The organism is Streptomyces sp. NPDC030165, from assembly GCF_055573595.1.
Genome location: NZ_JBVIBD010000006.1, coordinates 244,372 through 269,783, shown reverse-complemented (window position 1 = coordinate 269,783; position 25,412 = coordinate 244,372). Strand labels below are relative to the sequence as shown.

Annotated in this window: 21 protein-coding genes, 2 tRNA genes and 2 pseudogenes; 14 read left to right on the top strand and 11 right to left on the bottom strand. The window is 71.7% G+C overall.

Going from position 1 to position 25,412, the window contains the following annotated elements:
- Positions 1-8 precede the first annotated feature (8 nt).
- The 7 genes and pseudogenes from ACZ4Z1_RS14305 (at position 9) to ACZ4Z1_RS14275 (ending at position 6,446) form a co-directional block, all read left to right on the top strand.
- Positions 9-1,128, top strand: a pseudogene (locus tag ACZ4Z1_RS14305) (TIGR03364 family FAD-dependent oxidoreductase).
- Entirely contained in the window at positions 1,125-1,823 is a 699-nt protein-coding gene (locus ACZ4Z1_RS14300; protein ID WP_468486874.1) for an HAD family hydrolase, read from the top strand. Before ACZ4Z1_RS14305 ends, ACZ4Z1_RS14300 begins: the two are co-directional and overlap by 4 nt.
- Positions 1,820-2,341: pseudogene (locus ACZ4Z1_RS14295) on the top strand (ABC transporter ATP-binding protein); the annotation flags it as partial. The gene ACZ4Z1_RS14300 and the pseudogene ACZ4Z1_RS14295, both read left to right, overlap by 4 nt.
- Before the next feature lie 194 nt (positions 2,342-2,535).
- The gene (locus tag ACZ4Z1_RS14290) at positions 2,536-3,315 is read left to right on the top strand and encodes an HAD-IIA family hydrolase (RefSeq protein ID WP_468486873.1); all 780 of its coding nucleotides are present in this window, start codon (positions 2,536-2,538) and stop codon (positions 3,313-3,315) included.
- A gap of 159 nt (positions 3,316-3,474) precedes the next feature.
- On the top strand, positions 3,475-4,281 hold the full coding sequence (locus ACZ4Z1_RS14285; RefSeq protein WP_468486872.1) for a hypothetical protein: 807 nt from the start codon (positions 3,475-3,477) through the stop codon (positions 4,279-4,281).
- Positions 4,265-4,981, top strand: a complete 717-nt coding sequence (locus ACZ4Z1_RS14280) for a class F sortase (protein ID WP_468486871.1) — start codon at positions 4,265-4,267, stop codon at positions 4,979-4,981. The genes ACZ4Z1_RS14285 and ACZ4Z1_RS14280 overlap by 17 nt, the downstream gene beginning before the upstream one ends.
- A gap of 397 nt (positions 4,982-5,378) precedes the next feature.
- A complete protein-coding gene (locus ACZ4Z1_RS14275) occupies positions 5,379-6,446 on the top strand; it encodes a glycoside hydrolase family 6 protein (RefSeq protein ID WP_468486870.1) in 1,068 nt (355 codons plus the stop codon).
- A 64-nt stretch (positions 6,447-6,510) separates the two neighbouring features.
- Here ACZ4Z1_RS14275 and glxA read toward each other — a convergent pair whose 3' ends face one another.
- The 4 genes from glxA to ACZ4Z1_RS14255 form a co-directional block, all read right to left on the bottom strand.
- Positions 6,511-8,484, bottom strand: a complete 1,974-nt coding sequence (glxA, locus tag ACZ4Z1_RS14270) for a radical copper oxidase GlxA (RefSeq protein ID WP_468486869.1) — start codon at positions 8,482-8,484, stop codon at positions 6,511-6,513.
- A complete protein-coding gene (locus ACZ4Z1_RS14265; RefSeq protein ID WP_468486868.1) occupies positions 8,481-10,445 on the bottom strand; it encodes a glycosyltransferase family 2 protein in 1,965 nt (654 codons plus the stop codon). Before ACZ4Z1_RS14265 ends, glxA begins: the two co-directional genes overlap by 4 nt.
- 351 nt (positions 10,446-10,796) lie before the next feature.
- Positions 10,797-11,477 (bottom strand): FadR/GntR family transcriptional regulator, encoded by a 681-nt coding sequence (locus ACZ4Z1_RS14260; RefSeq protein WP_468486867.1) that lies wholly within the window; start codon positions 11,475-11,477, stop codon positions 10,797-10,799.
- 157 nt (positions 11,478-11,634) lie between these two features.
- Positions 11,635-11,708, bottom strand: a tRNA-Lys gene (locus tag ACZ4Z1_RS14255).
- A 331-nt stretch (positions 11,709-12,039) separates the two neighbouring features.
- On the opposite strand from ACZ4Z1_RS14255, the gene ACZ4Z1_RS14250 reads away from it, so the two are divergent.
- From ACZ4Z1_RS14250 to ACZ4Z1_RS14225, 6 genes are all read left to right on the top strand, one after another.
- Positions 12,040-13,419: a peptidoglycan-binding protein gene (locus ACZ4Z1_RS14250; protein ID WP_468486866.1), complete on the top strand. Its 1,380-nt coding sequence runs from the start codon at positions 12,040-12,042 to the stop codon at positions 13,417-13,419.
- Positions 13,420-13,724: 305 nt separating this feature from the next.
- Positions 13,725-14,963, top strand: a complete 1,239-nt coding sequence (locus ACZ4Z1_RS14245) for an SPFH domain-containing protein (protein WP_468486865.1) — start codon at positions 13,725-13,727, stop codon at positions 14,961-14,963.
- 24 nt (positions 14,964-14,987) lie between these two features.
- On the top strand, positions 14,988-15,932 hold the full coding sequence (locus ACZ4Z1_RS14240) for a C40 family peptidase (protein ID WP_468486864.1): 945 nt from the start codon (positions 14,988-14,990) through the stop codon (positions 15,930-15,932).
- Between the two features lie 62 nt (positions 15,933-15,994).
- Positions 15,995-17,212, top strand: coding sequence for a hypothetical protein (locus ACZ4Z1_RS14235; protein WP_468486863.1), 1,218 nt, complete (start codon positions 15,995-15,997; stop codon positions 17,210-17,212).
- Between the two features lie 168 nt (positions 17,213-17,380).
- The gene (locus tag ACZ4Z1_RS14230; protein ID WP_468486862.1) at positions 17,381-17,974 is read left to right on the top strand and encodes a lytic polysaccharide monooxygenase auxiliary activity family 9 protein; all 594 of its coding nucleotides are present in this window, start codon (positions 17,381-17,383) and stop codon (positions 17,972-17,974) included.
- Between the two features lie 222 nt (positions 17,975-18,196).
- Positions 18,197-18,784: a lytic polysaccharide monooxygenase auxiliary activity family 9 protein gene (locus tag ACZ4Z1_RS14225; RefSeq protein ID WP_468486861.1), complete on the top strand. Its 588-nt coding sequence runs from the start codon at positions 18,197-18,199 to the stop codon at positions 18,782-18,784.
- A 98-nt stretch (positions 18,785-18,882) separates the two neighbouring features.
- Here ACZ4Z1_RS14225 and ACZ4Z1_RS14220 read toward each other — a convergent pair.
- From ACZ4Z1_RS14220 to ehuB, 6 genes are all read right to left on the bottom strand, one after another.
- A tRNA-Lys gene (locus tag ACZ4Z1_RS14220) sits at positions 18,883-18,956 on the bottom strand.
- 88 nt (positions 18,957-19,044) lie between these two features.
- A complete protein-coding gene (locus ACZ4Z1_RS14215; RefSeq protein WP_468486860.1) occupies positions 19,045-19,803 on the bottom strand; it encodes an IclR family transcriptional regulator in 759 nt (252 codons plus the stop codon).
- A 289-nt stretch (positions 19,804-20,092) separates the two neighbouring features.
- Positions 20,093-20,917: an ectoine/hydroxyectoine ABC transporter ATP-binding protein EhuA gene (gene ehuA, locus ACZ4Z1_RS14210; protein WP_468486859.1), complete on the bottom strand. Its 825-nt coding sequence runs from the start codon at positions 20,915-20,917 to the stop codon at positions 20,093-20,095.
- Positions 20,907-21,560: an ectoine/hydroxyectoine ABC transporter permease subunit EhuD gene (gene ehuD / locus ACZ4Z1_RS14205; RefSeq protein WP_468486858.1), complete on the bottom strand. Its 654-nt coding sequence runs from the start codon at positions 21,558-21,560 to the stop codon at positions 20,907-20,909. Before ehuD ends, ehuA begins: the two co-directional genes overlap by 11 nt.
- Positions 21,557-22,288: an ectoine/hydroxyectoine ABC transporter permease subunit EhuC gene (gene ehuC / locus ACZ4Z1_RS14200; protein ID WP_468486857.1), complete on the bottom strand. Its 732-nt coding sequence runs from the start codon at positions 22,286-22,288 to the stop codon at positions 21,557-21,559. The genes ehuD and ehuC overlap by 4 nt, the downstream gene beginning before the upstream one ends.
- On the bottom strand, positions 22,285-23,214 hold the full coding sequence (gene ehuB, locus ACZ4Z1_RS14195; RefSeq protein WP_468486856.1) for an ectoine/hydroxyectoine ABC transporter substrate-binding protein EhuB: 930 nt from the start codon (positions 23,212-23,214) through the stop codon (positions 22,285-22,287). The genes ehuC and ehuB overlap by 4 nt, the downstream gene beginning before the upstream one ends.
- Before the next feature lie 269 nt (positions 23,215-23,483).
- Between ehuB and ACZ4Z1_RS14190 the strand changes: the two genes are divergently transcribed.
- Positions 23,484-23,984 (top strand): DUF3830 family protein, encoded by a 501-nt coding sequence (locus ACZ4Z1_RS14190; RefSeq protein WP_468486855.1) that lies wholly within the window; start codon positions 23,484-23,486, stop codon positions 23,982-23,984.
- On the opposite strand, the gene ACZ4Z1_RS14185 is transcribed toward ACZ4Z1_RS14190, so the two are convergent.
- The gene (locus ACZ4Z1_RS14185) at positions 23,965-25,389 is read right to left on the bottom strand and encodes an amidase (protein ID WP_468486854.1); all 1,425 of its coding nucleotides are present in this window, start codon (positions 25,387-25,389) and stop codon (positions 23,965-23,967) included. The two genes, ACZ4Z1_RS14190 and ACZ4Z1_RS14185, sit on opposite strands and share 20 nt — an antisense overlap.
- Positions 25,390-25,412: the final 23 nt, after the last annotated feature.

The following is a 25,412-nucleotide window of genomic DNA, read 5'->3' as shown; positions in this document are numbered from 1 at the left end:
TTCGGGGCATGCGAGTCATAGGTGTCGGAGCCGGGGTGCTGGGGACCATGCACGCCCGGGAAGCGGTCGGGCGTGGGCATGAGGTCGTGCACATCGAGCGGGAGGGCGAGGCGCGGGGGCCTCGGTGCGCAATTTCGGGCTGGTCTGGGTCGGTGGGCGGGCCGGTGGGGCGGAGCTGGAGACGGCGCTGCGGACGCGTGAGCTGTGGGAGCGCATCGGGGAAAGGGTTCCGGGGCTCGGTTTCCGGGCGAACGGTTCGCTGACCGTCGTACGGGACGAGGCCGAGCGCGCCGTCGCCGAGGCCGCCGTACGCCGTCCCGATGCCGCGCCCCGGGGCCTCAAGCTGCTGGACGCCGACGAGGTGCGGGCCGTGAACCCGGCCCTGCGGGGCGAGTTAGCCGGGGCGCTGTGGTGTGAGCGGGATGCCGCCGTGGAACCCCGTACCGCCCAGCGCGCGCTGCGCGAGGCGCTGACGGCGTCCGGGCGTTACACCTTCCTGGGCGGCCGCGAGGTGCGCGCAGTCGTCGGCGAGCGGTCCGTACGTGACGACCACGGTGATCTGCACGAGGGCGACGCCGTCGTGCTCTGCACCGGCGCCTGGCTGGGCGGTCTGGTGCGTGAGCTGGTACCCGACCTGCCGGTGCGCCGCGTCCGGCTCCAGATAATGCAGACCGCGCCGCTCGGCGAGGCCCTGACCACCTCCGTCGCCGACGCGGACAGCTTCCGTTATTACCCGGCGTACGGCGGGCCCGAGTTGGACGCGTGGGCCGCGGCGCGGCCGCAGACGCCCGTAGCGGCCGAGCACCGGATGCAGCTGCTCATGGTGCAGCGCGCGGACGGCGGCCTGACCATCGGCGACACACACGAGTACGCCACACCGTTCGGTTTCGACGTCGTCGAGGACCCGTACGAGCACCTGGCCGGAGTCGTCGAGGACCTGCTCGGCCGCCCGCTGCCGGCCGTACGCCGCCGCTGGGCCGGGGTGTACGCGCAGTGCACGGACACCTCGCGCGTCGTGCACCGGCAGCGGGTGCGCGACGGCGTCTGGCTGGTGCGGGACCGGGCGGACGCGGCATGACCTGCTCCCCGGCGCTGGCCGAGGACACGGCGAAGGAGATCGGGTGGTGAGGGCAGTGAAAGCGGTGGGACCCAACAGCGCGGAAACCGGCCGGGTTTCGCTGGTCGTGCTCGACATGGCGGGGACGACGGTGGCCGACGGCGGGCTGGTCGAGCAGGCGTTCAGCGCGGCGGCCGGGCGGCTCGGTGTCGTACCGGGCAGCGCCGAGCACGACGGGCAACTGGCGTATGTCCGCGCCACCATGGGCGAGTCCAAGATCTCCGTCTTCCGGCACCTCTTCGGGGACGAGGAGCGGGCCCGGCGCGCCAACACGGCCTTCGAGGAGGTGTACGGAGAACTGGTCGACGGCGGCCGGATCGCGCCCGTACCCGGCGCGCGGCAGGCGATCGAAGCCCTCCGGGAAGCGGGCCGTACGGTCGTGCTGACCACCGGCTTCGCGCGGGTCACCCAGGACGCGGTGCTGGACGCGCTCGGCTGGCGGGACCTGGTGACACTGACCCTGTGCCCCGCCGACGCGGGCGGGCGCGGGCGGCCGTATCCGGACCTGGTGCTGGCCGCGCTGCTGCGGACCGGCGCCGCCGACTCCGTACGGCAGGTCGCGGTCGCCGGTGACACCTCGTACGACATGCTCTCCGGGCGCCGCGCGGGCGCCACCCACGTCCTCGGCTCGGTGGCCGCCCTGCCCGCCCTGCTCGACGGCCGCGAACAACCGGGCGACGACCCCCGTCCGGAGCGCCCCCGATGAGCGCCGTCACCGCAACGCCCGCCTCCTCCCCGACCCGAACCCCCGCCCCCTGCGGAATCCGCTTCGACGGCGTCTCCGTCGCGTACGGCGGGAACGTCGTCCTGGACTCCTTCGACCTGACCGTCGAACCGGGCGAGGTGATGGCCCTGCTCGGGCCGTCCGGCTCGGGCAAGACCACCGCGCTGCGGGCGGTCGCCGGGTTCGTACGGCCGTGCGCGGGGCGGGTGCTGATCGGCGGCCGGGACGTGACCGGGCTGCCGCCCCACCGGCGCGGCATCGGCATGGTCGTCCAGCAGTACGCGCTCTTCCCGCACCTGCGCGTCGAGGACAACGTCGCCTTCGGTCTCAAGGCGCGGCGCGGGCGCACCGCATCGCGTGCCGAGACCGCCGCGCGCGTGGCCGAGGCGCTGGAGATGACCGGCATGGCCGCGTGCGCCCGGCGCCACCCGCGCGAGCTGTCCGGCGGGCAGCAGCAGCGCGTCGCCATCGCGCGGGCGCTGGCCGCCCGGCCCGGGGTGTGCGCGCCAGGCGGGCGGCCCCGGGCTCCCGGGCAGCCGGCCGGGTCGAGATCGCGGCGACTGACTTAGGCTGGGGGCGTCGGCCATACGTACGAGACGCAGGTCACCAGCTGTGGTGCGCGGCGCGTACGGGACCCGCGACGGCGCGGGCACGGCCGGCGCCCCTGGCAGACACGCACGGCGGGAGACCGGCAGTGGCAGAGCGCAAGCCGATCGAGTCATGGCTGACCGACATGGACGGGGTCCTGATGCACGAAGGCATCCCGGTGCCCGGTGCCGACGCCTTCATCAAGCGGCTGCGCGAATCGGGCAAGCCCTTCCTCGTCCTGACCAACAACTCCATCTACACCCCGCGCGACCTCCACGCCCGCCTGAGCCGGATCGGCCTGGACGTGCCCTGGAAGTCCATCTGGACCTCCGCGCTGGCCACCGCCCAGTTCCTGGACGAGCAGCGGCCGTCCGGCACCGCGTACGTCATCGGCGAGGCGGGCCTGACCACCGCGCTGCACGACATCGGCTACGTCCTGACCGATCACGAGCCCGATTACGTCGTGCTCGGCGAGACCCGTACGTACAGCTTCGAGGCGCTCACCAAGGCCATCCGGCTGATCAACGACGGCGCCCGGTTCATCGCCACCAACCCGGACGAGACCGGTCCCTCGGCGGACGGCGCGCTGCCCGCCACCGGCTCGGTGGCAGCGCTGATCACCAAGGCGACGGGCGTGGAACCGTACTTCGTCGGCAAGCCCAACCCGCTGATGATGCGGCACGGCCTGAACGTCATCGGCGCACACAGCGAGACCTCCGCGATGATCGGCGACCGGATGGACACCGACGTGCTGGCCGGCCTGGAGGCGGGCATGGAGACGTTCCTGGTGCTGACCGGGCTGACCGGCAAGGGCGACATCGAGCGCCACCCGTTCCGGCCGTCGCGGGTCGTCGACTCCATCGCCGACCTCGTCGACCTGGTCTGACCCGGGAGCGGACCGGGGCGGGAGCACGGACCGCGGCGCTTCCCGCCGGCCCGCGCCCGCCGGACCACGGCATCTCACCCGAACGGCGCAGCCGCGGCCCCTACCGGGATGCGGGATCCGGACGCCGGGCCGACCTTCGGAAGTGTTCGGAGGTTCACCATGCGCTCACCGGGATTCACTCTCTGTGCCGCTCTGGCGGTGACGGTGCTGTCTCCGGGGCCCGCGCTCGCGTCCACGGGCCGGGCACCGGGTGCCGCGGCGGGCACGGTCGCGGTCACGCCGTCCGCCCCCGCGCCGGGCACCGACGCGGCCCTCCAGGTCAGCGGCTGCACGGGCCGTGCGGGCCGCGCCACCTCGGACGCTTTCGTCGACGCCGTACCGCTGGCGCGGGTCGCCGCCGGGCTGGTGGGCGACGCGCGGGTGCGCTCCACGGCCGACCCCGGCACGTACGCCGTCTCCGTCCACTGCGACGGCGAGGACGCGCGCGCCGCAGGCAGCTTCGAGGTCGTCCCGGCACCGGCGGGCAGCGGCGGCGGCGCGGACGCGGAAACGGCCGGCGGCGCCGGGGCCGAGGACCCGGACCTGACCGGAGAAGCCGCCGGGGCTGAGGCCTCCGGCCCCCTCGGCAGCCACGGTCCGCCGGCTTCCCCCACCGCTCCGGTACGGGCCGGAGGCGGCTGGACGGCGGTGCGTGCCCACCAGCACGCCCACCCGCACCCGGCCGCGGCGCGTACGGCGAAGGAACACCACACCGGGACGGCGGGCCACCGCACCAGGACGTCCGCCGAGGCGCCGCGCACCCCCCTGGCGCGGACGGCGGCCGTACGGACCGCCGCGAGCCACGAGGGCGACGGCGTCTACGCGGTGGGCCTCGTACTGGCAGGGGGCGCGCTCCTCGCGCTCACCGGACAGGCGCTGCGGATGCGGCGCCGGCGCAAGGGATCGAGCGATGGCGATGCGGGCTGACGACCACCCGGTGGCGGACCGCCACCCGCACGGCCCCGGCCGCGGCCGGATGGCCGTCGGCGTCACCTGGGCGGTGCTGCTGCTGGGACTGTGGCTGTGGGGCCGGGACCTGACGGACGGCGGCGACCTGGCGAAAGCGCCGACCACCGGCGACGTCGCGGCCGTCGGCCGCCCGCTCGAACAGGAACTGCCCACCGCCCACACGCCCCTGGCCACCTCGCCGGGCGGCCGCCCCACCGAGGTCTCGGTCGGCGCGCTGGGCGTACGGGCGGGCGTGACGGAGACCGGCCTGGACGCCACCGGCGCCGTCGACGCGCCCCCGTACCGCACGCCCGGCCTCGTCGGCTGGTACGCGAAGGGGCCGCAGCCGGGCACGGCGGGCGCCGCGGTGCTGGTCGGGCACGTCGACACGAGCGGTGGCCGCGCGGTCTTCCACCGCCTCGGCAGCCTCAAGCCGGGGCAGTCGGTGGACGTCCGCAGGGAGGACGGCGGCAGCGCCCGCTTCACCGTCGAGGACGTCAAGATCTATGACCGCAGGAACTTCGTACCGCGCAAGGTCTACGGCGCCCACACGCCGGGCCGCGCGGAACTGCGCCTGATCACCTGCGCCGGTGCCTACGACGGCGAGCGGGACGCGTACACCGCCAACGTCGTCGTGCACGCATACCTGACCAAGGTCACGCCGCCGCCGCGGAGTTGAGGGAACGGGGGCCGTGGCCGACCGGTCCCGGCCGACGGCTCGCTCCCCTTGAGCCGCCGACCGGCCGGTCCTCGACCGCCGGGGTGCCAGGACTGCGGGAGTTGCCCTGCCGCCGGCGGGAGGTGCGTGCGCGCCTGTACGCAGGCGCGTGCACGGACCCGGCCGGGGGCTGGGGCCAGGGACCGACAGGAAGTTCACACTGAAGTTCACTGTAGGACTACAGTGCGACGCCGCCTAGGGGGAGTTGGGTGACGGGACGGCTCGTCCGGCCGTTTTCGGTCGGGCGTTGCCGGGCGGTGCGGGGCGTAACAGGTTGTCCACAGGCCGGCCTGCGGCTGAGGGGCATGTGCCAGGATGGATCGGACCGGTCTTGTCCCGTGCTCCGAGGGGGGAGTGGATGTACGGCAGTGTTCGGGGATCCGGGGGCGGTCCCCCGGGCGAGCGCCGCGCCGCGCGCCGGCGCGGTGTGTTCGGCACGGCTTCGGCGTTGGGGACGCTGCTGCTGGTGTCGGGGTGCTTCTCGTCGTCCGGCGACGGCGAGGGTGACGGCAAGGCCGGGGCCAAGCCCGGGCAGCAGCCGAAGTCCACGGTGCCGTACTGGGTCAACCCGGAAGGCAAGGCGGCGCAGCAGGCCGCCACGTACGCCAAGAGCGACAAGTCCGACGACGCCCGGCTGATCGACAAGATAGCCACGCGGCCGGTGGCCGAATGGATCGGTGTCGAGGACCCCGAGGGGGAGGCCCGCGGCTTCACGGAGGCGGCGGCCAAGGCCGGCCGCGAGGCGCTGCTCGTCCTGTACAACATCCCGCACCGCGACTGCGGCAGCTATTCCAAGGGCGGCGCCGCGGACGGAAACGCCTACCGCGCCTGGCTGGACGGCGTCATCAAGGGCATCGGCGACCGCGCGACGACGGTCGTGCTGGAGCCCGACGCGCTGCCGCACATCGAGGACAAGTGCACCCCCGAGCAGTTCCACGAGGAGCGTTACGCCCTGCTGACGGAGGCCGTCGGCAAGCTCAAGGCGCTGCCGCACACCAAGGTCTACCTGGACGCCGGCAACCCGCACTGGATCAAGGACCCCGGCCGCATGGTGGAGCCCCTGAAGCGGGCCGGCATCGACCGGGCCGACGGCTTCGCGCTGAACATCTCCAACTTCCAGACCACGGAGGAGAACAAGAAGTACGGCAAGAAGCTCTCCTCGATGGTCGGCGGCAAGCCTTTCGTCATCGACACCAGCCGCAACGGCAACGGCCCAGCGCCCGGTGGCGACGACCCGGAGAACTGGTGCAATCCGCGCGGCCGCGCCCTCGGCGCGGCGCCGACGACCCGGACCGGCGACCCGCTCGTGGACGCCTACCTGTGGATAAAGCGGCCCGGCGAGTCCGACGGGACGTGCAAGGGCGGTCCCAAGGCGGGCGAGTGGTGGCCGGAGTACGCGCTGGAGCTGGCCCGCAACACGAAGTAGCCGCGGCGCACGCACGTGCGGGGCGCCCCGGAAACTCCGGAGCACCCCGCACGCCGTCACCGGCTCAGTTCAGGCCCAGCCCCTTCAGCTCGGCCTTCGACGCCGTCGGCACCTTCACCCAGACCGCCTTCGACGGCGTGCCCTGGTCGTCGACGGCGTTGAGCATGTACCAGCCGGGCGGTACCAGCGTCGGGTCCTTCGGCAGGGTCACCGTGACCCCGTCCTTGGACGCCTTGAAGTCCAGCGCGACGGACCGCTGTTCGATGTTGGTGACGTGCGTGAACGAACCCGGCCGGATCAGCCGCATCTTCTTGACGGCCGAGGCGTGCTTGGTCCCGTACGTGGCCGTGCCGCCCAGCTTCACCGTCTTCGGCCCGGGATCCTTCAACTCGGGCCGCGAGTCCCGGTAGAGATACGGCGGCGTCCAGATGTCGATCTGCTGCTGGAAGACGCCGGGCTTGGTGTTGTCCTTGTCGGCGAAGAGCGAGTCGGAGCCGAACGTCATCACCCGGCCGTCCGGCAGCAGCAGCGCCCCCGAGTGGTAGTTGCGCCCCACCAGCGGATCGGCCACCGCCCGCGAGGTGTTGGCCTTCGGGTCGTACAGCTCGGCGCTGAGGATGTTGCTGTCGCTGCGGCCCCGGTAGTCACCGGAGCCGTTGGTGGTGAGCACCGTGTCGTCGGGCAGGATCACGCTGCTCGGGTAGCGCGCCTTCGCGTACAGCGGCGGACCGTCCTTGAACCGCGGCCGGTCGGCGTGCAGATCCACCAGCCGGGTCTTGTCGGTCGCCTTGGGGTCCTCGCCGACCCCGCCGCCGCCCAGCACCATGTACCGCTGGTCCTGCGCGGGCGGCAGCAGGACGGACATCGAGGTCTCCAGGATGTCCGGGTCGCTCATCCCGGGGATGACCTGGAACTTGTTGGTCTTCAGGTCCCAGATGCCAGGGGTGCGACCGATGTTGTCGGGCCCGTAGCCGGCGTTGGAGCCGGTGTAGAGCAGGCGTCCCTTGTCGGTGAGGAAGAGGGCGGGGTAGGTCGGGAAGAAGCGCTGTTTGGGCAGGTAGGTCCACTTCTTCGTCTTCGGGTCGTAGATCTCCTGCTTGCCCGGGACGACCTGGCCGATCTCGTCCAGCCCCGAGGTGGACAGCACCTTGCCGTCCTCCAGGCTGGTCAGCGTCGGGTACCAGCGGGCCTCGTTCATCGGGTCGACCGGTATGTAGCGTTCGGCCACCGGGTCGAACTCGAACGAGTCCTTGATCCCCTGGAAGTCCTTCTTGTCGAAGGACAGTTTCTGCGCGATGCCGTAGAGGTTGCGGGCGTCGGCGCCGGTCAGGCCGTGGATGCGGTAGTTGTCCTGGGCGCCGGTGGAGTGCTCGCGGCCCTCCTTGAGCGCCTCCACGTAGACCCGGGCCTCGCTGTGGGTGACCGTGACCTTGCCGGTCTTCGGGTCCGCCTTCTTCTTGGCGCGCGGGACCACGACCGGGTCCTTGGAGGTGAAGGTCTTGCCGTTCTGCTTGCCGGTGAACAGCGTCCCGGCCGGGAACGTCTTCGGCGCGTCCGGGTTCTCGTTGTAGACGATCATCAGCCCGCCGGCCTTCTTCACGTCGCCGCCCAGCTTCTCGTAGCGCTGGGTGCCGCCGGCCACCAGCAGCTTGCCGTCCGGCAGCTGGGTGTGGCCCGCGCAGAAGAGGTCCTTCGGGGTGGGGATGTTCTTGAAGGTGTTCTTCACCGGGTCCCACAGGACCGTACGGAAGGACTTGGCCGCGAAGTTCTTGGCGTTGTTCCCGGACCCGGCGACCAGCAGCACCTTGCCGGTGTGCAGCAGCGCGGCGTGAATTGTGTTGATCTTGTACTCGGGCGGTACGTCCACCACGTCCCAGTGGCCGTTCGCCGCCTTGTACTCGGGCTGGTTGATCTTGTACTGGTGGTACTGCTCCGAGACGAATCCGAACAGGGCCGGGCCGTTCATCCCCGCCAGTGCGAGCACCACCGCCGCGCCTATCGCGACTCTGCGGGTGCGCCGGCTCGGACGGTACTTCATGTGTGACGTCCCCCAAGGGCGATCTGCGCGGTCCGGTCGGCGGTGGCGGTACGGTGCCCGGGCTCACCGGGGGCGTCGCGACCGGCGGACGCCGCCCAGCTGGGCCGGCGCTGCGGGTGCGGTGCCTGCTGCGGCCCGCCGCCGGACGACGGCGTGTCCCCCCGCGCCTTCTTGCGCCGGTCCTGCCGGATGCCCCAGCGCCAGGCGAAGACCGGCGCGGCCGTGATCAGCAGCGCCAGCGTGGCCCAGGTGATCATCGCCGGGTGGCTGTGGCCGAAGTAGAACGAGGCGCCCAGCGAGCCCCCGAAGACCAGGATGAAGAACAGGTGCACCCTGAACGTGCCGAACAGGGTGTCCGGGCTGGAGGAGTCGCCCTTCGGCGTCACCACGAACGTGCTCTTGCGGCGCAGCGCCGCGTCGAACAGCGACCGTGCGTAGATCGGCGCGGAGAGCGCGGACATCACCATGCCGGCCACACCGCCGGAGCCCTCAGGCTCGTGCGGCGAAACGTTGTGCCGGCGGTTCCACACGTACAGCCCGATCTGGAGCGCCGAGGCGTTGCCGTACAGCATCATCCACACCGACGGGTCGATCTGCACGCCCGATGCGCCCAGGCCCAGGAACAGAGCGCAACTGAGCGCCGCCAGAATCCAGTTCATGGCGGACATCGGGTAGAAGATCACCATCATCGTGTAGTTGAAGAACGTGCCCGGCGGCAGGGTGAACGGGGCCTTCCAGAACTGCTTGAGGATGGTCTCGTACGTCCCGCGTGACCAGCGCAGCTGCTGGGTGAAGAAGTCCGTCCAGGCGGTGGGGCCTTCGCCGACCGCGAGCACGTCGGGGGTGTAGACCGAGCGCCACTTCCGGCCGGTTTCCGGGTTGCGGTGGCGGTGCATCTCGAAGCCGGTCGCCATGTCCTCGGTGATCGAGTCGTACAGGCCGCCGATCTGTTTCAGGGCCCTGATGCGTACGGCGTTGGAGGTGCCGACGAACATGGGCGCGCCGTAGCGGTTGCCGGCCCGCTGGATCAGCGCGTGGAAGAGGAACTGCTGGGACTCGGCCGCCTTGGTGACGAACGTGTCGTAATTGCCGTACACCTGGGGTCCGATGACGAAGCCGACGTCCGGGTCGCGGAAGAAACCGAGCATCCGCTCCAGGTAGTTGGGCAGCGGCACGTGGTCGGTGTCGACGGAGGCGAAGTAGTCGTAGGCGTCACCGTGCGCCTGGAGCCAGGCGTTGTAGTTGCCGTGCTTGGTCTTGGCGCGGTGCGGTCCCTTTGCCTGGTTCCACTGCGGGATGCCCTTGCGGGTGAAGTGGTGGACGCCCAGGCGCTCGCAGACCGCTTTGACGTCCGGGTCGTCGCCCTCGTCGAGGAGCCAGACGTGCAGCAGGCCGCGGTGGCGGATCCTGACGGCCGCCTCCAGCGTCTTGGTGACCATCTCCAGCGGCTCCTTGCCGGGCACGAAGGAGGTCAGGAAGGCGACGCGGGTGCCGTGTTCGGGGACGACCGGGATGGGGTCGCGGGCCACGAGGGTGGCGTGGGCGTTGGACAGCACGTTCATGCACCGGAAGAACTCGATCAGTCCGATCGAGACCAGCATGACGATGTCCAGCACCGGCAGGAAGTCGTGGGCGGGGTGGTCGCGTTCGGTCCAGTGGGCCGGCTGCATCAGCCAGGCGAGCAGGCCGAGCGAGAGCAGGGGAGCGGCGCCGAGCAGTAACGCCGCGCGTATTCGGTGCGGTTCGTCCGCCAGCAGGCTGCGGTAGCGCACTGTGTAGGGCTTGTCGGGATCCGGCTGGGTGAGCGGCCCGGCGAGGCGGCTGTAGTGCTCGTAGTCGTAGCGCGGCAGCGGTTTGCGCTGCGGCCGGCGCGGCCGGTGGTGGTGCGGCACGCGCAGGCGCGTCGTAGCGGACGGGTCGTACTGGTTCTCCTGCCGGGCGCCGGTAGGCGGCGACGTCATGAGTCCATCCCCCCGGCACGCATGCTGGCTGCGTGCCCGTCTTCTCCTGGCCCGAGCTTCGGCCCCCCTCGACCGACCCGGGCGCAAATGGTGTCGGCCGCCTACGTCGTAGACGTAGGACGGCCGTCTTCCGGTTGCATGATTCCCGCTCCGACTCGCGTCCCGTGCAGCGGGGTCCCCGCTCCCACACTCACCGCAACCGGCATGTCCCCCAACTTGAGCGTGCACAGGCTCACTTGGGCTCCAGTGTCCCGTCAGGGTCTCGAAGCTCATATCTTGATCGCAAGGGTGAAACGAGGAGTTTACCGGACATGCGAGTGCATTGATGGACGGGTCAGGTCGGAGGGGGCATTATTTTGGACCTGAACTGCGCAGCCGTTGGCGGATGTTGTCGAAATGGCTGCGTACGGCCTGCTCGGCCCGCCGCGCGTCACCGTCGCGTACCGCCGCGAGGATCTCCGCGTGCTGGCGGTGGGTGATCCGCGGGTCGGCCCCCAGACCGGCCAGGTCCGTCCGTACGCGGTGGAACGCCTCCCAGAACGCGTCCAGCACCTCGCTCAGCAGAGGGTTGTCCAGTCCCCGGTAGAGCGCGGCATGAAAGGCCCGGTCGGTGTCGGCCCGCACCGCGCCCTCCGCCGCCTCCGCCGCCATCCGCTCCACCAGCTCGGCCGGCTCCGCGAGCGCGGCCTCCGGTACCTGGCCCGCCAGCCGGGCGATCAGCCCGGTCTCCACCGCCTCGCGCAGCTCCAGCAGCTGGAGCAGGCTGTCCTCGCCCCGGTAGTGGCCGGCCACCGTACGGAAGGCCAGCCCCTCGGTGATCGGGGCCATCGACATCGGGCCGACGTACGTGCCGAAGCCGTGCCGGATCTCCACGATGCCCATCGCCTGCAACGCCTTGAGCGCCTCGCGGACGGAGTTCCGGCTGACCCCGAGCAGCTCCATCAGTTCCGTCTCGGTGGGCAGCGGCGCCCCGGGGGCCAGCCGCCGGTCGATGATGAGCTTCTTGATCCGCTCCTGGTTGTCGCGCGCCATTGTGCGACTGTGCACCCCGATCACCGTTTTGACCAGCGATGCACCGGCCCGGCGGCGGATAGCGACGGGCGGCGGCCCGGGAGGTGGCGGGGAGGGGCCGGGCGGGGTGCGGAAAGCACCGAGGCCTCTCGCAGCTGCGAGAGGCCTCGGTGTGACGTGCGCCGCCAGGGACTCGAACCCCGGACCCGCTGATTAAGAGTCAGCTGCTCTAACCAACTGAGCTAGCGGCGCGCGCTGACGTGGAAAACTTTACACGAACTCCAGGGGTGCTCCTGACCACCTGCCCGGCCGTCCGCGCCCGCCGAATGTGTGACCTGCGTCACCCGGTTATGCGTCCGTCCGGGGAGTGTTGGCGCCGTGCCGGATTCCGCGGGCCGGCGGGGCGAAAGTCCCGTGATCTCGGGACCTTCGTCGAGCCGGATGACCGATTTGGTCTGTGAGTATGCTTTCGTAATGGATGATCATCAGTTGCCCCGTCAACATGCGATATCGCCTACCAGTTGAGAAGCTGTCGCACGTGCGAAGCCGAACGGGAACGGACCGAGCCTGGAGGGGAACGGGAATGGCAGTGCCGGGATTCGTGGAATTCGACCCCGCGGACGGCTGCCCCTGCGGCGGCTGCGCCCAGGAGCGGCGCACCCTCCAGCACGCGCTCGCGGTCCGGGACGGCGGCCACCCCGCCGCGCACGGCGCCCGCCGCGCTCTGGTCCTCGTGGCGACCGCCGGAACGGTCCTGAGCAGCGGCGTTTCCGGATCCGGGGCGGCCGCGGCGCTCGGCGCCGGGACCGGTACGGGCACGGCGGCCGGCCGCGAGCGGGCCCTGCTCACCCCCGCCGTGGCCCTCGGCCCCGGCCGCTCGCGGACCACCGGGCCGGACACCCCGGCCCTCTCCCTGACCTCGGGCGCGACCCCACAGGGGCAGGTCAGCGGGCTGTACGGCGGAACGGGCAGCGGGCGTGGCCGCGCCGTGGCCGCCGCCGCGCCCCGGCCCCTCACCCGCAACGAGATCATCGCGCGGGCCCAGCGCTGGGTCAGCGCCCAGGTCCCGTACCACATGAATCGCTACTGGTCGGACGGTTACCGCCAGGACTGCTCCGGATTCATCTCGATGGCCTGGAATCTCGGCCGCAACCAGTGGACCGGGAGCCTGGCCCAGTACGGCACCCGTATAACGAAGAGCGAACTGCGGCCCGGCGACATGCTGCTCTTCCACAATCCCGGAAATCCGGGCGCCGGCTCCCACGCCACCATTTTCGGCGGCTGGGCCGACTCCTCCCGTACGCGTTACATCGCCTACGAGCAGACCCGGCCGCACACGGTGAAACGGTCCACGCCGTACGCCTATTGGAGCAATTCCACGCGGTACCTCGCCTATCGATACCGGGGCCTGGCCGAAGGCGGCGATCCGGGCGGCGATCCGGGCAGCGGTACGTCGGTGTTTCCCGGCGCCGGGAAATTCGGGCCGGGCGCGGACAACGCGTACGTCACCCGGCTGGGCCGGATGCTGGTGGAACGCGGCGGCGGCCGGTTCTACACGACAGGGCCGGGCCCGCGCTGGAGCGAGGCGGACCGCCGGGCCACCGAGGCGTTCCAGCGGGCCCAGGGCTGGACCGGTGCGGAGGCGGACGGCATCCCGGGCCCGGAGACCTGGTCGTACCTGGTCAACGGCGCGGGCCGGGACATCGGCAGCTCCGCCGGAGGTGGCACCACGGCGTTCCCCGGCCGGGGCTGGTTCCGGCCGGGACAGACCAACGGATATGTCACCAGCCTCGGAAAACAGCTGGTGAGCAAGGGTTTCGGCAAGTACTACAGCTCCGGCCCCGGACCCCGGTGGACGGAGGCGGACCGCCGCAACGTCGAGGCGTTCCAGCGGGCCCAGGGCTGGACCGGCCGGGACGCCGACGGCTACCCCGGCCCCGAGACATGGCGGCGACTCTTTTGATGACGGAGCGCACGATGGCGACGAAGACCGAGACAGCGGACACCGGGAAAGCGGACACCGGGACAGCGGACACCGAGAACGGGACGACGCCCGCGGGCGCGACACCGGGGACGGCCGCGGCGGGGGAGGAGGCGGCGGCACGTGAAGCGGTAACTGCTGCTGATGCCCCCTCAGCCGGCCCGCATGAAGTCCATGCTGATGGCGGGTCGGCAACTACTGGCTCCGCGGCCGGCACGCCGAACGGAACCGCCCCTCCCCCCTGGTCCGCACGCCTGCGGCCCGCCGGGCACGGCGAGAGCATCCCCATGGACATGCTCTTCCGCGCCGAGCCGGACGCCGGCACCACGTCCGCCGAGGCGGACACCGCCCGGCAGCCGCGCATCACGGCCCTGGCGCCGGATCAGCAGCCGGCCCCCAGCACCTCCGCCGATACCGCCGTGGCCGGTATCACCGCCGCGACCGACCTGCTGGACACCGCCGAACGCGCCGCGCTCGACGGCGCCCTCGGGGTGGTCGACGCGGGCAGCCGTGCCCGCACGGAGGACGGCCCCGCCCCACGCGGCGGCCGGGAAGCGGGCGGCAGGCCCTCATGGTTCCGCGATGTCCAGGAGGCCGGCGTGCGCTGCGCGCCCGATGAGGACTCCGGCGTGACCGAGCGGCGCGGCTTCTCGCTGTCCGGCTGGCTGGCCCTGTTCGCCGGTCTGCTGGCGATCGCCGGCTCCGTGGCGTTCCTGTGGTGGCGGGGGATGCTGCCCCCCTCAGTGGTCCGGGCCCTCGGCCTGGATATCGGCATCCGGACCTCGCCGCACCTGTGGGAGTGGGCCGTGGCCGGTCTCGGCGGCGTGCTGGCGGTGTACGCCTTCGGCGGGCTGGCCCGCGGGCGGGTCGGCAGCGCCTGGGTGCTCAGCCTCTTCGGGCGCTACCGCGGCAGCGTGCGCCGGACCGGTCTGGTGTGGATCAGCCCGCTGATGCTGCGCCGCCGGGTCGACGTACGGCTGCGGCACTGGCGCAGCGAGGCGATGCCGGCGGTGGACGCGGAGGGCATCCAGCTGCGCGTCGTGGTGCTCGTCGTGTGGCGGGTCAGGGACACCGCGCGGGCCCTGCTCAGCGTCCGCGACCACACCGCCTACCTGCGGGAACAGGTGGAGTCGGCGATGGCGCGGGTGCTGTCACAGCTCCCGGCGGACGCCTTCCACGAGGAGGCGCCGACCCTGCGCGACTCGCAGGCGGTCGGCGAGGCCCTCACCGAGGTGCTGTCCGCCGACTGCCGTCCGGTCGGCATCGAGGTCTTCTCGGTCCAGCCGACCCGGATCGAGTACGCGCCGGAGGTGGCGGCGGCCATGCAGCGCCGGCAGATCGCGGCGATCGACGCCAAGCACCGCGACAGCGTGCTGACCTCGGTCGTGGACGCGGTCGACGACACCGTTCGCCGACTGACCAGCAGAGGGCTGGTGGAGCTGGACGACTACGAACGAAAGGCCCTGGTCAAGGACTTGACCGTGGCCTTCTACACGGCGCGCGGCAGCGCCGCGGGCAAGAGCTGACACAGCGGAGAGGCAGGCAGCGGGATGCGGACACCGGTGTTCTTCGAGGTCGTCGGAGCCGACTGCGGGTGCGCCTTCTGCAGCGGGGCCGCGGTCGATTCCGCGGCGCGCAACGGCGGCAGCCGGGCACGGTGCACGGTGCGGGGCGCGATCGCGGCGGCGGTGGGCGCGGTGACACTGGTCGGTACGGCGGCGGGTTCGGCGGGCGCCGAACCGGCGCCCCGGCACGCGGGCTGGGACGGTGTGAAGTACTGGTACCGGGACGCCACCGGCTGGTGGCGCTGGACCAGCCACCACGGGAAGTACGCGCGGCACGCGGGCGGTACGGGCGGCAGGTCCGGCACGGCCCCGGCCGCGTCCTCCGGGTCGGCTGCGGCCGGTACGGGCGCGCGCGGCCACAACCCCGACCCCACCTTCCGGGGCCGGTCCGGCTGGGACGCCGTCGACCGGGTGTACTGGTACCAGCAGGGCGGCAGCTGGTGGTGGACCAGCCACCGTGACCGCTACGAGGCCCGTACCGGCAGGGCCGGTGATCCGGGCGACGACGCGCCCAGCGGGACCGGTCCGGGCTCCGACGGCGGGAGCGGCAAGGGCACCCCCACCCGGTACGGCACCGAGGCCGCGATCCGGTGGGCGATGGCCCAGATCGGCAAGCCCTACGCGTGGGGCGGCAACGGCCCGTCCGCGTTCGACTGCTCCGGGCTGGTCCAGCAGGCGTACCAGCGCGCGGGCATCTCGCTGCCCAGGGTCGCCGACGCCCAGTACCGCGCCGCCGAACCGGTCACGCGGTCCCAGCTGCGCCGCGGCGACCTGGTCTTCTGGTCGACCAACGGCTCTTCGTCCGGCGTCCATCACGTGGCGATCTACCTCGGCGGCGGCCAGTACCTGGAGGCGCCGCGGTCCGGCCGGTCGGTCCGGATCTCGTCCTTCTCCTCCTACCGCCCCACCTTGTACGGCCGGGTCGGCTGACCGCGCAGCCCGTCCGCAGCCCGCCGCCGCGCGGGCCCGCTCGTCAAGAAAGGCCGACCGCCATGGCGCCGACAGTGCCCACCACTCTTCCGGCCCCGCCCGGCGAACCGTCCGCGGGCCCCACCCCCGCGATATCCGACCCTGCGATATCCGCCTCCGCCGCACCGGGCCCCGCCCCCGCCGTGACCGCCCCCGCTGTACCTGCCTCCGCCGTACCCGCTCCCGCCCCACCCGTATGGACGTCCGACCTGGCTGCCCACGGCTTCCTGCCCGAGCGGCCGCCCGTACGGACCATGGCCGGCACCTGGGCGCTGCTGGGTGAACTGGCCGGCGCGGCCGCCACCGCGCCGGACCTGGACACCGCCCGCGGCCTGGTCGCCAGGGCGGGGCGGGACGGCGACCTGACGGCGCTGCGGCAGCGCGTCTCGCGCCTGTCGCCGCGCAACGCCGACGCCGCGTCCCTGCGGGTGGCGGTGATCGCGGCGGCCTGTGGCTGGAGCGCTCTGGACCCGCTCGCCCCGGCCTCCCGCACCGCTGACGCCGCCTTCCTCGACCTGTGGTCGGCCGTCGCGCACCGCATCGACCACCAGCAGTTCGTCGGACTGCCCACACTCGCCCTGCTGAACTGGGCCCCGGAGCGCAAGCCGCGCCGCCACCTGCCCATCGACCAGCTGGCCCGTACGGAGGCGCTGGTCCCCGTCGTGCGCTGGTCGCCGCCGGGGCAGCCGCTCGGCCGGCTGGACCGGCTGATGCTGGCCACCACCCGCCTGGAGGCGCACGGCATCTGGCTGTTCCGGCTGGCCGGGACGCTCGCCGGGCGCGATCCCGGGGGCGCGTCCACCCGTACGGCGCTGCGCCGCCTGGTGCGTATCCAGCTCGCGCTGCGCGATCAGCTGCGGAGCGAGGCGGCGGGTCTGCGGGCGGCCCCGGCTCCCGCACGGCAGGGCGCGGTGCTCGCCGCCCTCGCGGCGCAGCGGGCGCTGGAGCCGCCGGTGTTCCTGGCGGCCGAAGCGGTGCTCGGTACGGGCGGCCGCCGGGTGGGGGAGAACGGCAGGCACCAGTTGCGCCGTCATCTGCCGGCCGCGCACCGCGCCTGGCTGACCGCACTGGACCGGCACTGCGCACCCGTACGCACCCTCGCGCACCGCGGCGGTCCGCAGGCCGCGCTCTACCGTGAGGCGCAGGAATCGCTGATCGCGCTGCGGCGTACGTACGCGGGGCTGGTGCACTGCGCGGCGCACGCGGACGGGGACCATCGGCGGCTGAACGCCGTGGCGTGATCTCGCGGGTGCTGTCGGGGCGGCCGTACGCGAAGTGGTCACCGCACGTCCGCTTGTTATTGGTCTGGACATGTCCATGCAGCGTCACTACGCTGCCGTTTGGTCTAGACCGCACAGTGCGCACGTCAGCAGCTCATGGAACACCCCCTCGTTCTTCAGGAGCACCACATGCGTAAGAAGCTCAGCGCTGCCGTGGTCGGTCTCGGCATCGCCGGAGTGTCCCTGTTCGCCACGGGCAGCGCTTCCAGCCACGGCTACAGCGACGCACCCCCCAGCCGCCAGGCGCTCTGCGCCAAGGGCACCGTCAAGAACTGCGGCGCGATCCAGTACGAGCCGCAGAGCGTCGAGGGCCCCAAGGGCTTCCCGGCCGCGGGCCCCGCCGACGGAAAGATCTGCTCCGGCGGCAACAGCGGGTTCAAGGAGCTGGACGACCCGCGCGGCGGCCAGTGGCCCGCCACCAGCCTCAAGGGCGGCCAGGGCTACACCTTCCAGTGGCGCCTGACGGCCCGGCACGCCACCACCGACTTCCGGTACTACATCACCAAGGACGGCTACGACCCGAGCAAGCCGCTCACCCGCGCGGACCTCGAACCCGAGCCGTTCGTGACGGTGCCGATGGGCGGGCGGCAGCCGGCCGCCACCGTGCAGCACCAGGGCACGGTGCCCACCCAGAAGCACGGCCACCACATCATCCTCGGCGTCTGGAACATCGCCGACACCGGTAACGCGTTCTACGCCTGCTCCGACGTCAGCCTGTCGTAACACCGCACGGCGCCGGAGCCGCCACGGGCCTCCCTGTCCTTCCTCCGGGGAGGCCCCTCCGCCCCCTTCGCCCGTACCGCCCGCTCCCTCCCGCGGCCCCGCCCGCATCCGCCGGCCCGCCTCCCCTAGGCAGCACCGACCGGCAGGAATATTCTGCTGGTTGGTCTGGACCGCAGTGCACTCGGCTCGCAGGAACCACCCCCTCATGTTCCGGGAGCGACCATGCGCAAAAGGATCAGTACGGCCGTCATCGGCCTGGGCATCATCGGCGCGACCGTCCTGTCGACGAGCGGCGCGGGCAGCCACGGCTACACCGACGCCCCCGTCAGCAGACAGAAACTGTGCGCCGACGGCACCGTCAAGAACTGCGGCGCGATCCAGTGGGAGCCGCAGAGCGTCGAGGGCCCCAAGGGCTTCCCGAACGGCGGCCCTGCCGACGGAAAGATCTGCTCCGGCGGCAACAGCCGCTTCAAGGAGCTGGACGACCCGCGCGCCGGCCAGTGGCCGGCGACCAAGGTGAGCGCGGGCTCGTACACCTTCCGCTGGCGCTTCACCGCCCCGCACCGCACCACGGACTTCCGCTACTACATGACCAGGAACGGCTGGAACCCCAGCCGCCCCCTGACCCGGGCGGACCTGGAGCTCACCCCGTTCCTGACCGTCCCCTACAACGGGCAGCAGCCGCCCTACACGTACACCCACCAGGGCACGCTGCCCGGCGGGAAGACCGGCAGGCATCTGATCGTCGGCGTCTGGACGATCGCCGACACCGGGAACGCGTTCTACGCCTGCTCGGACGTGCAGTACTGAGCACAGCGGCGCGGCCTGCCGCGCGGCGGACCGCGTGAACGGTACGGAAAACACGAGTGGGCCTCTCGAAGCTGTGCTCCGAGAGGCCCACTCCCAGGTGCGCCGCCAGGGACTCGAACCCCGGACCCGCTGATTAAGAGTCAGCTGCTCTAACCAACTGAGCTAGCGGCGCGCGCTGACAAAAGAAATACTACCTGGTCCGAAGGGGTGCTTCCGACCACCGCACCGGCCGCCCCGCCGGAGGCCGGGGAGCCCCGGGATCAGAGCGTCAGCGACAGCAGCACCGGAGCCGCCCGCCGGTTCAGCGTGTCGGCGGCCTGCCGCAGCCGGTGGGCGTGCTCCAGCGGCAGCGACAGGGCCAGGCAGCCGACCGTGGAACCCGCCGTGATCGGCACGGCCGCGCAGACCGTGCCCACCGCGTACTCCTGCAGGTCCAGCATCGGGACCGTCGGCGGCTGGCTGTCCAGCTTGTGGAAGAGCACCTTCTCGTTGGTGATCGTGCGGGAGGTGAGCCGGGCGGTCTTGTGGCGGGAGAGGTGGTCCATCCGGCCGTCGTGGTCCAGCTGCGCCAGCAGGCACTTGCCGACCGCGCTGGCATGTGCCGTACGGCGGAATTCCGCCCACTCGTTGACCTTGGGGGCCCGCGGTCCGTCGGCGTAGTGCAGGATCTTGACCTCGCCGTCGATGTAGCGGCTGATGTAGACCGCCGCGCCCACCGAGTCACGCAGCTCGACGAGGGTGCGCTGCAGCTTGTCGTGCAGCGCCTCCTCGCGGCCGCCGCCGGAACCGAGCAGGACGAGTGACTCGCCGACGACGTACGCACCGTCGGTGACCTGCGCGACATAGCCCTCGCGGCGCAGCATCGCGAGCATGTGGGCGAGGTGCCCGGTCGGCAGGCCGGTCTCGCGGGCTATCTGGACGTCCGACACGCCGTCGGCGTGCCGGGCGACGGTTTCGAGCACGCGGAGGGCGTACTGCACCGAGTGGAACGGCGCGGTCGGCTCGGGCTTCAGCGCCACGGTGTCCCCCTAGCAGGTTGTGACCGTTTGCGTCGCTGCCGTCGCCGGCGGTCACGGTGGTCGAGCAGAACCGGCCGTTCCCGGGCGGCGAGGCACGTACCACGATAGCGGTCAAAGCCTCCCGCCGGAGGGGGTCTTGACCGAAAAGGGGGTCAGGCCACGCAGCTGTACTGGGGCGTGGTCCTGCGGCATATGCCCACGTCATTCCGTGCGCGGCGGAGGCCGGGTCCGGCGCCCGGGGCCACGGCCGCAGCCGCTCCCGGACGCCGCCCGGCGGCGGACCGCACCTTCAGAGGACCGCGCTCAGAAACTCCCGCGTGCGGTCGTTCTCCGGCTCGCTGAAGATCTTCTCCGGCGTCCCGAACTCGATCACCCGCCCCTGGTCGAACATCATCACGCAGTCGGAGATGTCCCGCGCGAAGTTCATCTCATGGGTCACGCAGAGCATGGTGATGTCGGTGGTGTGGGCGATGTCGCGCAGGACGTCCAGGACACCGGCCACCAGCTCCGGGTCGAGCGCGCTGGTCACCTCGTCCAGCAGCAGCACCTGCGGCCGCATGGCCAGGGCGCGCGCGATGGCGACCCGCTGCTGCTGGCCGCCGGAGAGCTGTGACGGGTACTTGTCGATGTGCTGGGTCAGGCCCACCAGGTCCAGCAGCCCCCGGGCCCGTTCCTCGGCGGCGGCCTTGTCCAGGCCCAGCACGTGCACCGGCGCCTCGGTGATGTTGCGCAGCACCTTCATGTTGGGGAAGAGGTTGAACTGCTGGAATACCATCCCGATGTTCTTGCGGACCTCCCGGCAGTGCTTCTCGCTCGCCGGCACGAGCTTGCCGTTCTTCTCCTCATGGGTGAGGTAGGCGTCACCGACCTTTATCTTTCCCTCCTCCGGCTTCAGCAGCGTCATCAGCAGCCGCAGGATCGTGGTCTTGCCCGACCCGGAGGGGCCGATCAGCGTCACGTGCTTGCCGGAGTAGACCGTCATGTCCAGCGAGTCCAGGACGGTGTGCGCGCCGAAGCGCTTGGTGACCCGGTCGAAGCGGACCAACTCGGGCCCGTCCTCCTCGGTGCCGACCGTGGGCTGCGCGGGCCGGGTGGGGTTGCTGTCAGCGGACAAGGCGACGCTCCAGGACTCGCAGGAGAAGGGAGGTGGGGTAGGAGATCACGACGAACAGGACGCCGACGACCGTGATCGGCTCCATGTAGTCGAAGGTGGCCGCGCTGATGCTGTTCGCCTGGAAGAGCAGGTCCGCGACGGTGATGGCGGCCAGCATCGGCGTGTCCTTGAACATCGCGATGACGTAGTTGCCGAGCGCCGGGACCACGCGGCGGAACGCCTGCGGCAGGATCACCGCGGTCCAGGTGCGCCGGCGCGGCAGGCTCAGCGCCGTCGCCGCCTCCCACTGGCCCTCCGGGACGCCGTCGATGCCCGCCCGGTAGACCTCGGCGGTGTACGTCGAATAGTGCAGCCCCAGACCGATGACGCCGGTGGTCAGCGGGTTGAAGGTCAGCCCCCAGGCCGGCAGCACGAAGAAGAGGAAGAAGAGCTGGACCAGCAGCGGTGTGTTCCGTACGAACTCCACGACGATGCTGACCGGCCACGTCACCCAGCGGCTGGGGGAGCGCAGCAGCAGGGCCCACACCAGGCCGAGCACGAACGCCACCAGCGAGCCGAGCAGCGTCGCCTGCACGGTGATCCACAGGCCGCTGAGCAGGTCGGGCAGGATGTCGCCGACGTACTCCCATGACCAGTTGTTCACGGCTTACCTCCGGGAGCGGTGATCACCTGCGGGCCCTGCTTCGTGATCGGCAGCCGCCGCGAGAACCAGCCGGACTTCTCCGGCGCGCGGCCGATCGACGCCTTGGCCCGGCGCTCCAGGAGGCGCATGATCCGGGTCACCACGAACGCGATCACGAAATACAGGACCAGGATGATTCCGTAGACCTGGGCGCTCTGGCCTGTGGAGAGCCGGGCCAGCTTGGCCTGGAAGGTCAGCTCCCCGATCGACAGCAGCGAGGCCAGCGCGGTGCCCTTGAGCAGCTCGATCAGCAGGTTGTTGAACGGCGGCATCATCTCCGGCACGGCCTGCGGCAGGATGACCTTGCGCATCCGCTGCCACGGCGTGAAGCTCAGCGCGATCGCCGCCTCACGCTGGGCGGGCGCCACCGCCTGGATGGAGCCGCGTACGACCTCGGAACCGTACGCCCCGTAGGACAGGCCGAGCGCCAGGGTGCCCGCCCAGAGGCCGGCCAGCTGCCAGCCCAGCAGCGGCAGCGCGAAGAACAGCCAGAACATCAGGACCAGCGCCGAGGTGCCGCGGAAGAACTCCACGTACACACCGGACAGGAAGCGCACGATCCACAGCCGGGAGGAGCGGGCCAGGCCGATGCCGAAGGCGACGACGGCGGCCAGCACGGCGCTGTAGACCATCAGCTGGACGGTGATCCAGACCCCTTTGAAGAACAGTTCCCACAACGCTCCGGTCACCGGGCACAGAGCTCCTTCGCCGTGAGGTCGGTCATGAACTCCTCGGTGAACCCGAAGGGCCGGGCGATGCGCAGAAGTTCGCCGCTCCTCTTCATCTTGTGCAGCTCGCCGTTGAAGGCGTCCCGCAGCTTCGTCTCGCCGATCCGGAAGCCGTATCCGCCGCCGTCCCGCTGGGGTTTGCCGTCCACCTCCGGCGTGAAGGGGCGGGTCATCTCCACCTTGGGGTGCTTGCCGGTCTTCAGCGCCTCCATCATGGTCAGCGCGGTGCCGGCGAAGCAGTCGATGCGGTCCGCCTCCAGCGCCTCCATGCCGGCGATCTGGTCGCCGTACGTCTGGATCTTCCCCTTGGCGACGCCGTTGCCGACCGCGTAGTCGATCTCCGCGTACCCGATGCCGGTGCCCATGCGGAAGCCGCCCCTGGCCACGTCCTCGTACGACTTGATCTTCTTCGGGTTGCCCTTCGGCACGAGGAAGCCGTCCTTCGACTCGTAGTCCGGGTCGGAGAAGAGCACGGCCTGGCAGCGGGCCTTGTTGATGAACATGCCCGCCACGATCACGTCGTACTGGAAGGAGTGCAGGCCGGGCACGAGCGCGCCGAACTCGACCGGCACCGGCTCGAAGGAGCGCACCCCCAGCCGCTGGAAGATGGCCCGGGCGACGGCAGGCGCCTCGCCGGTCAGCTCGCCCTGGCTGTTGATCGACGCGTACGGCGGCTCGCTGGCGATGCCCATCCGTACGACGTTCTTGCCGCGCAGATCGTCAAGTAGGTGTCCCCCGTCCGTAGCTCCGGTGATGTCCACTCGCGAGCAACCGGCGGTCGCTCCCAGCGTCCCCGTCAAACCCAGCGCCGCCGCTCCTGCGAGCAGAGAGCGGCGGCGGAACCCTGATGCGGTGTTTCCTGAGCTGTTCCCCTGTGGTGGAGCCATGGGCGCGTGGCTACCCGGACTCGTTGAAGATATGCCAATCGTTTCCGGCCCTTGATGCAAGCGGTGCGAGGCCGTGGCGCATGCCGGTCATGTGTGCATGAGCCACCCGTTCGAGAGTGCGAAACCCGTTACGCGGGCGGCTTGTTGACGACGGTCGTCAGCCGCCGCGGGCCGCGGGGAAGGAGTCGCATACCGCGTCCGGAGTTGCCGTGTGCATCGCGCCTCCCGCTGGTCCACCATGGAGCCGCAAAGCACCGTTAGGAGGCACCATGGCCGACCGTTTCATCGAAGTCTCCCTCGACAAGCGGGGCGTGAGCTGCACCGCCGAGCTGCTCGACGACCGCGCGCCGGTCACCTGCAAGGCCGTCTGGGACGCCCTGCCGCTCGGCGGCGACGTCTACCACGCCAAGTACGCCCGCAACGAGATCTACGCCCTCGTCCCGCCGTTCGCTCCGGAGGAGCCCCCTCTGGAGAACCCGACCATCACGCCCATCCCCGGTGACCTGTGCTACTTCACCTTCACCGACACCCAGTTGGGCACCGCCTCGTACGGTTACGAGAGCCAGGCCAAGCACCAGGGCCGCGCCACCGTCGTCGACCTCGCGCTGTTCTACGAGCGCAACAACCTGCTGATCAACGGTGACGCGGGCTGGGTGCCGGGCATCGTGTGGGGCTCGGTGGTGGACGGCCTGGACCGGATGGCCGACGCCTGCCAGGACCTGTGGCGCGCCGGCGCGCTGGGGGAGACCCTCAGCTTCCGCCGGGCGTAGGCGGCGCGGGCAGGTCCGCGGCGCCCGACGTGTAAAGGGCGTGCGCGGCGCGCAGCACCAGCGCGTCCGCGTGCCGCGCGCCCACCAGCTGCACCCCGATCGGCAGCCCGTCCCCGTCCACGCCGCACGGCACGGTCGCGGCGGGCTGCTGCGTCATGTTGAAGGGGTACGTGAACGGCGTCCAGCCCGTCCAGCGGGTGTGCCCGGAACCGGCCGGCACCTCGGCCCCCGCCTCGAAGGCGGTGATCGGCTCGGTCGGCGTCACGATCAGGTCGTACGTACTGTGGAAGCGGCCCATCGCCAGGCCCAGCGCCATCCGCACGTCCACCGCCGCCAGGTAGTCCAGCGCGCTGCGCCGCGCGCCCTCCGCACAGATCTCCCGCAGCCCCGGGTCGAGCAGCTCCCGCTGCGCATGGCTCAGGTGCTGCACCACCCGCGCCGCGCCGCTGAACCACAGCGTGTGGAACTCCTCCACCGGGTCCGCGATGCCCGGGTCGGTCTCCTCGACCTCCGCGCCCAGCTCGGCGAGCCGGTCCACCGCGCGCCGTACCGCCGCGGCGACCTCCGGGCGTACCGGCACGTCCCAGCCCAGCGACGGGCTGTAGGCCACCCGCAGCCCGGCCACCGGCCGGTCCAGCCCCGCCCGGAAGGACCCGGCGGGCGGCGGGAGCTGCGACCAGTCCCGCCAGTCCGCTCCGGTGATCACGTCCATCAGCAGCGCCGCGTCGGCCGCGTCCCGGGCCATCGGCCCGACGTGCGCCAGCGTCCCGAACGGACTCGCCGGAAACAGCGGCACCCGCCCGTACGTCGGCTTCAGCGCGAAGATCCCGCAGAAGGACCCGGGGATGCGCACCGACCCGCCGCCGTCCGTGCCCAGGCTCAGCGGCCCCACGCCGAGCGCCACGGCCGCCGCGCCGCCGCCGCTGGAACCGCCCGCCGTACGGGACGGATCGTACGGATTGCCCGTCACCCCGTGCCGCGGACTGTCCGTGACGCCCTTCCACCCGAACTCGGGCGTGGTGGTCTTGCCCACGAACACCGCGCCGTGCTCGCGCAGCCGCGCCACCGCCGGCGCATCCGCGTCCCAGACCGCCCCCTCCTCACGCACCGTGTGCGAGCCGCGCAGCGTCGGCACCCCGCGGGTCAGCAGCAGGTCCTTGACCGTGGCCGGGACCCCGTCCACCAGCCCGGCGGGCCGTCCGGACCGCCACCGTTCCTCGGACTCCTTCGCCGCGGCCATCGCCTCGTCCGCGTCGATGCGGGTGAACGCGTTCACCCGCTCCTGCGCCCACGCGGCGCGCTCCAGCACCGCCTGCACCGCTTCGACCGGCGAGAACTCGCCCGCCGCGTACCCGGCGACCAGCCGCACCGCCGAGCAGTCCGCCAGCTCCGTCACCTCAGCCATCCCGACCTCCATCCACGAACAGT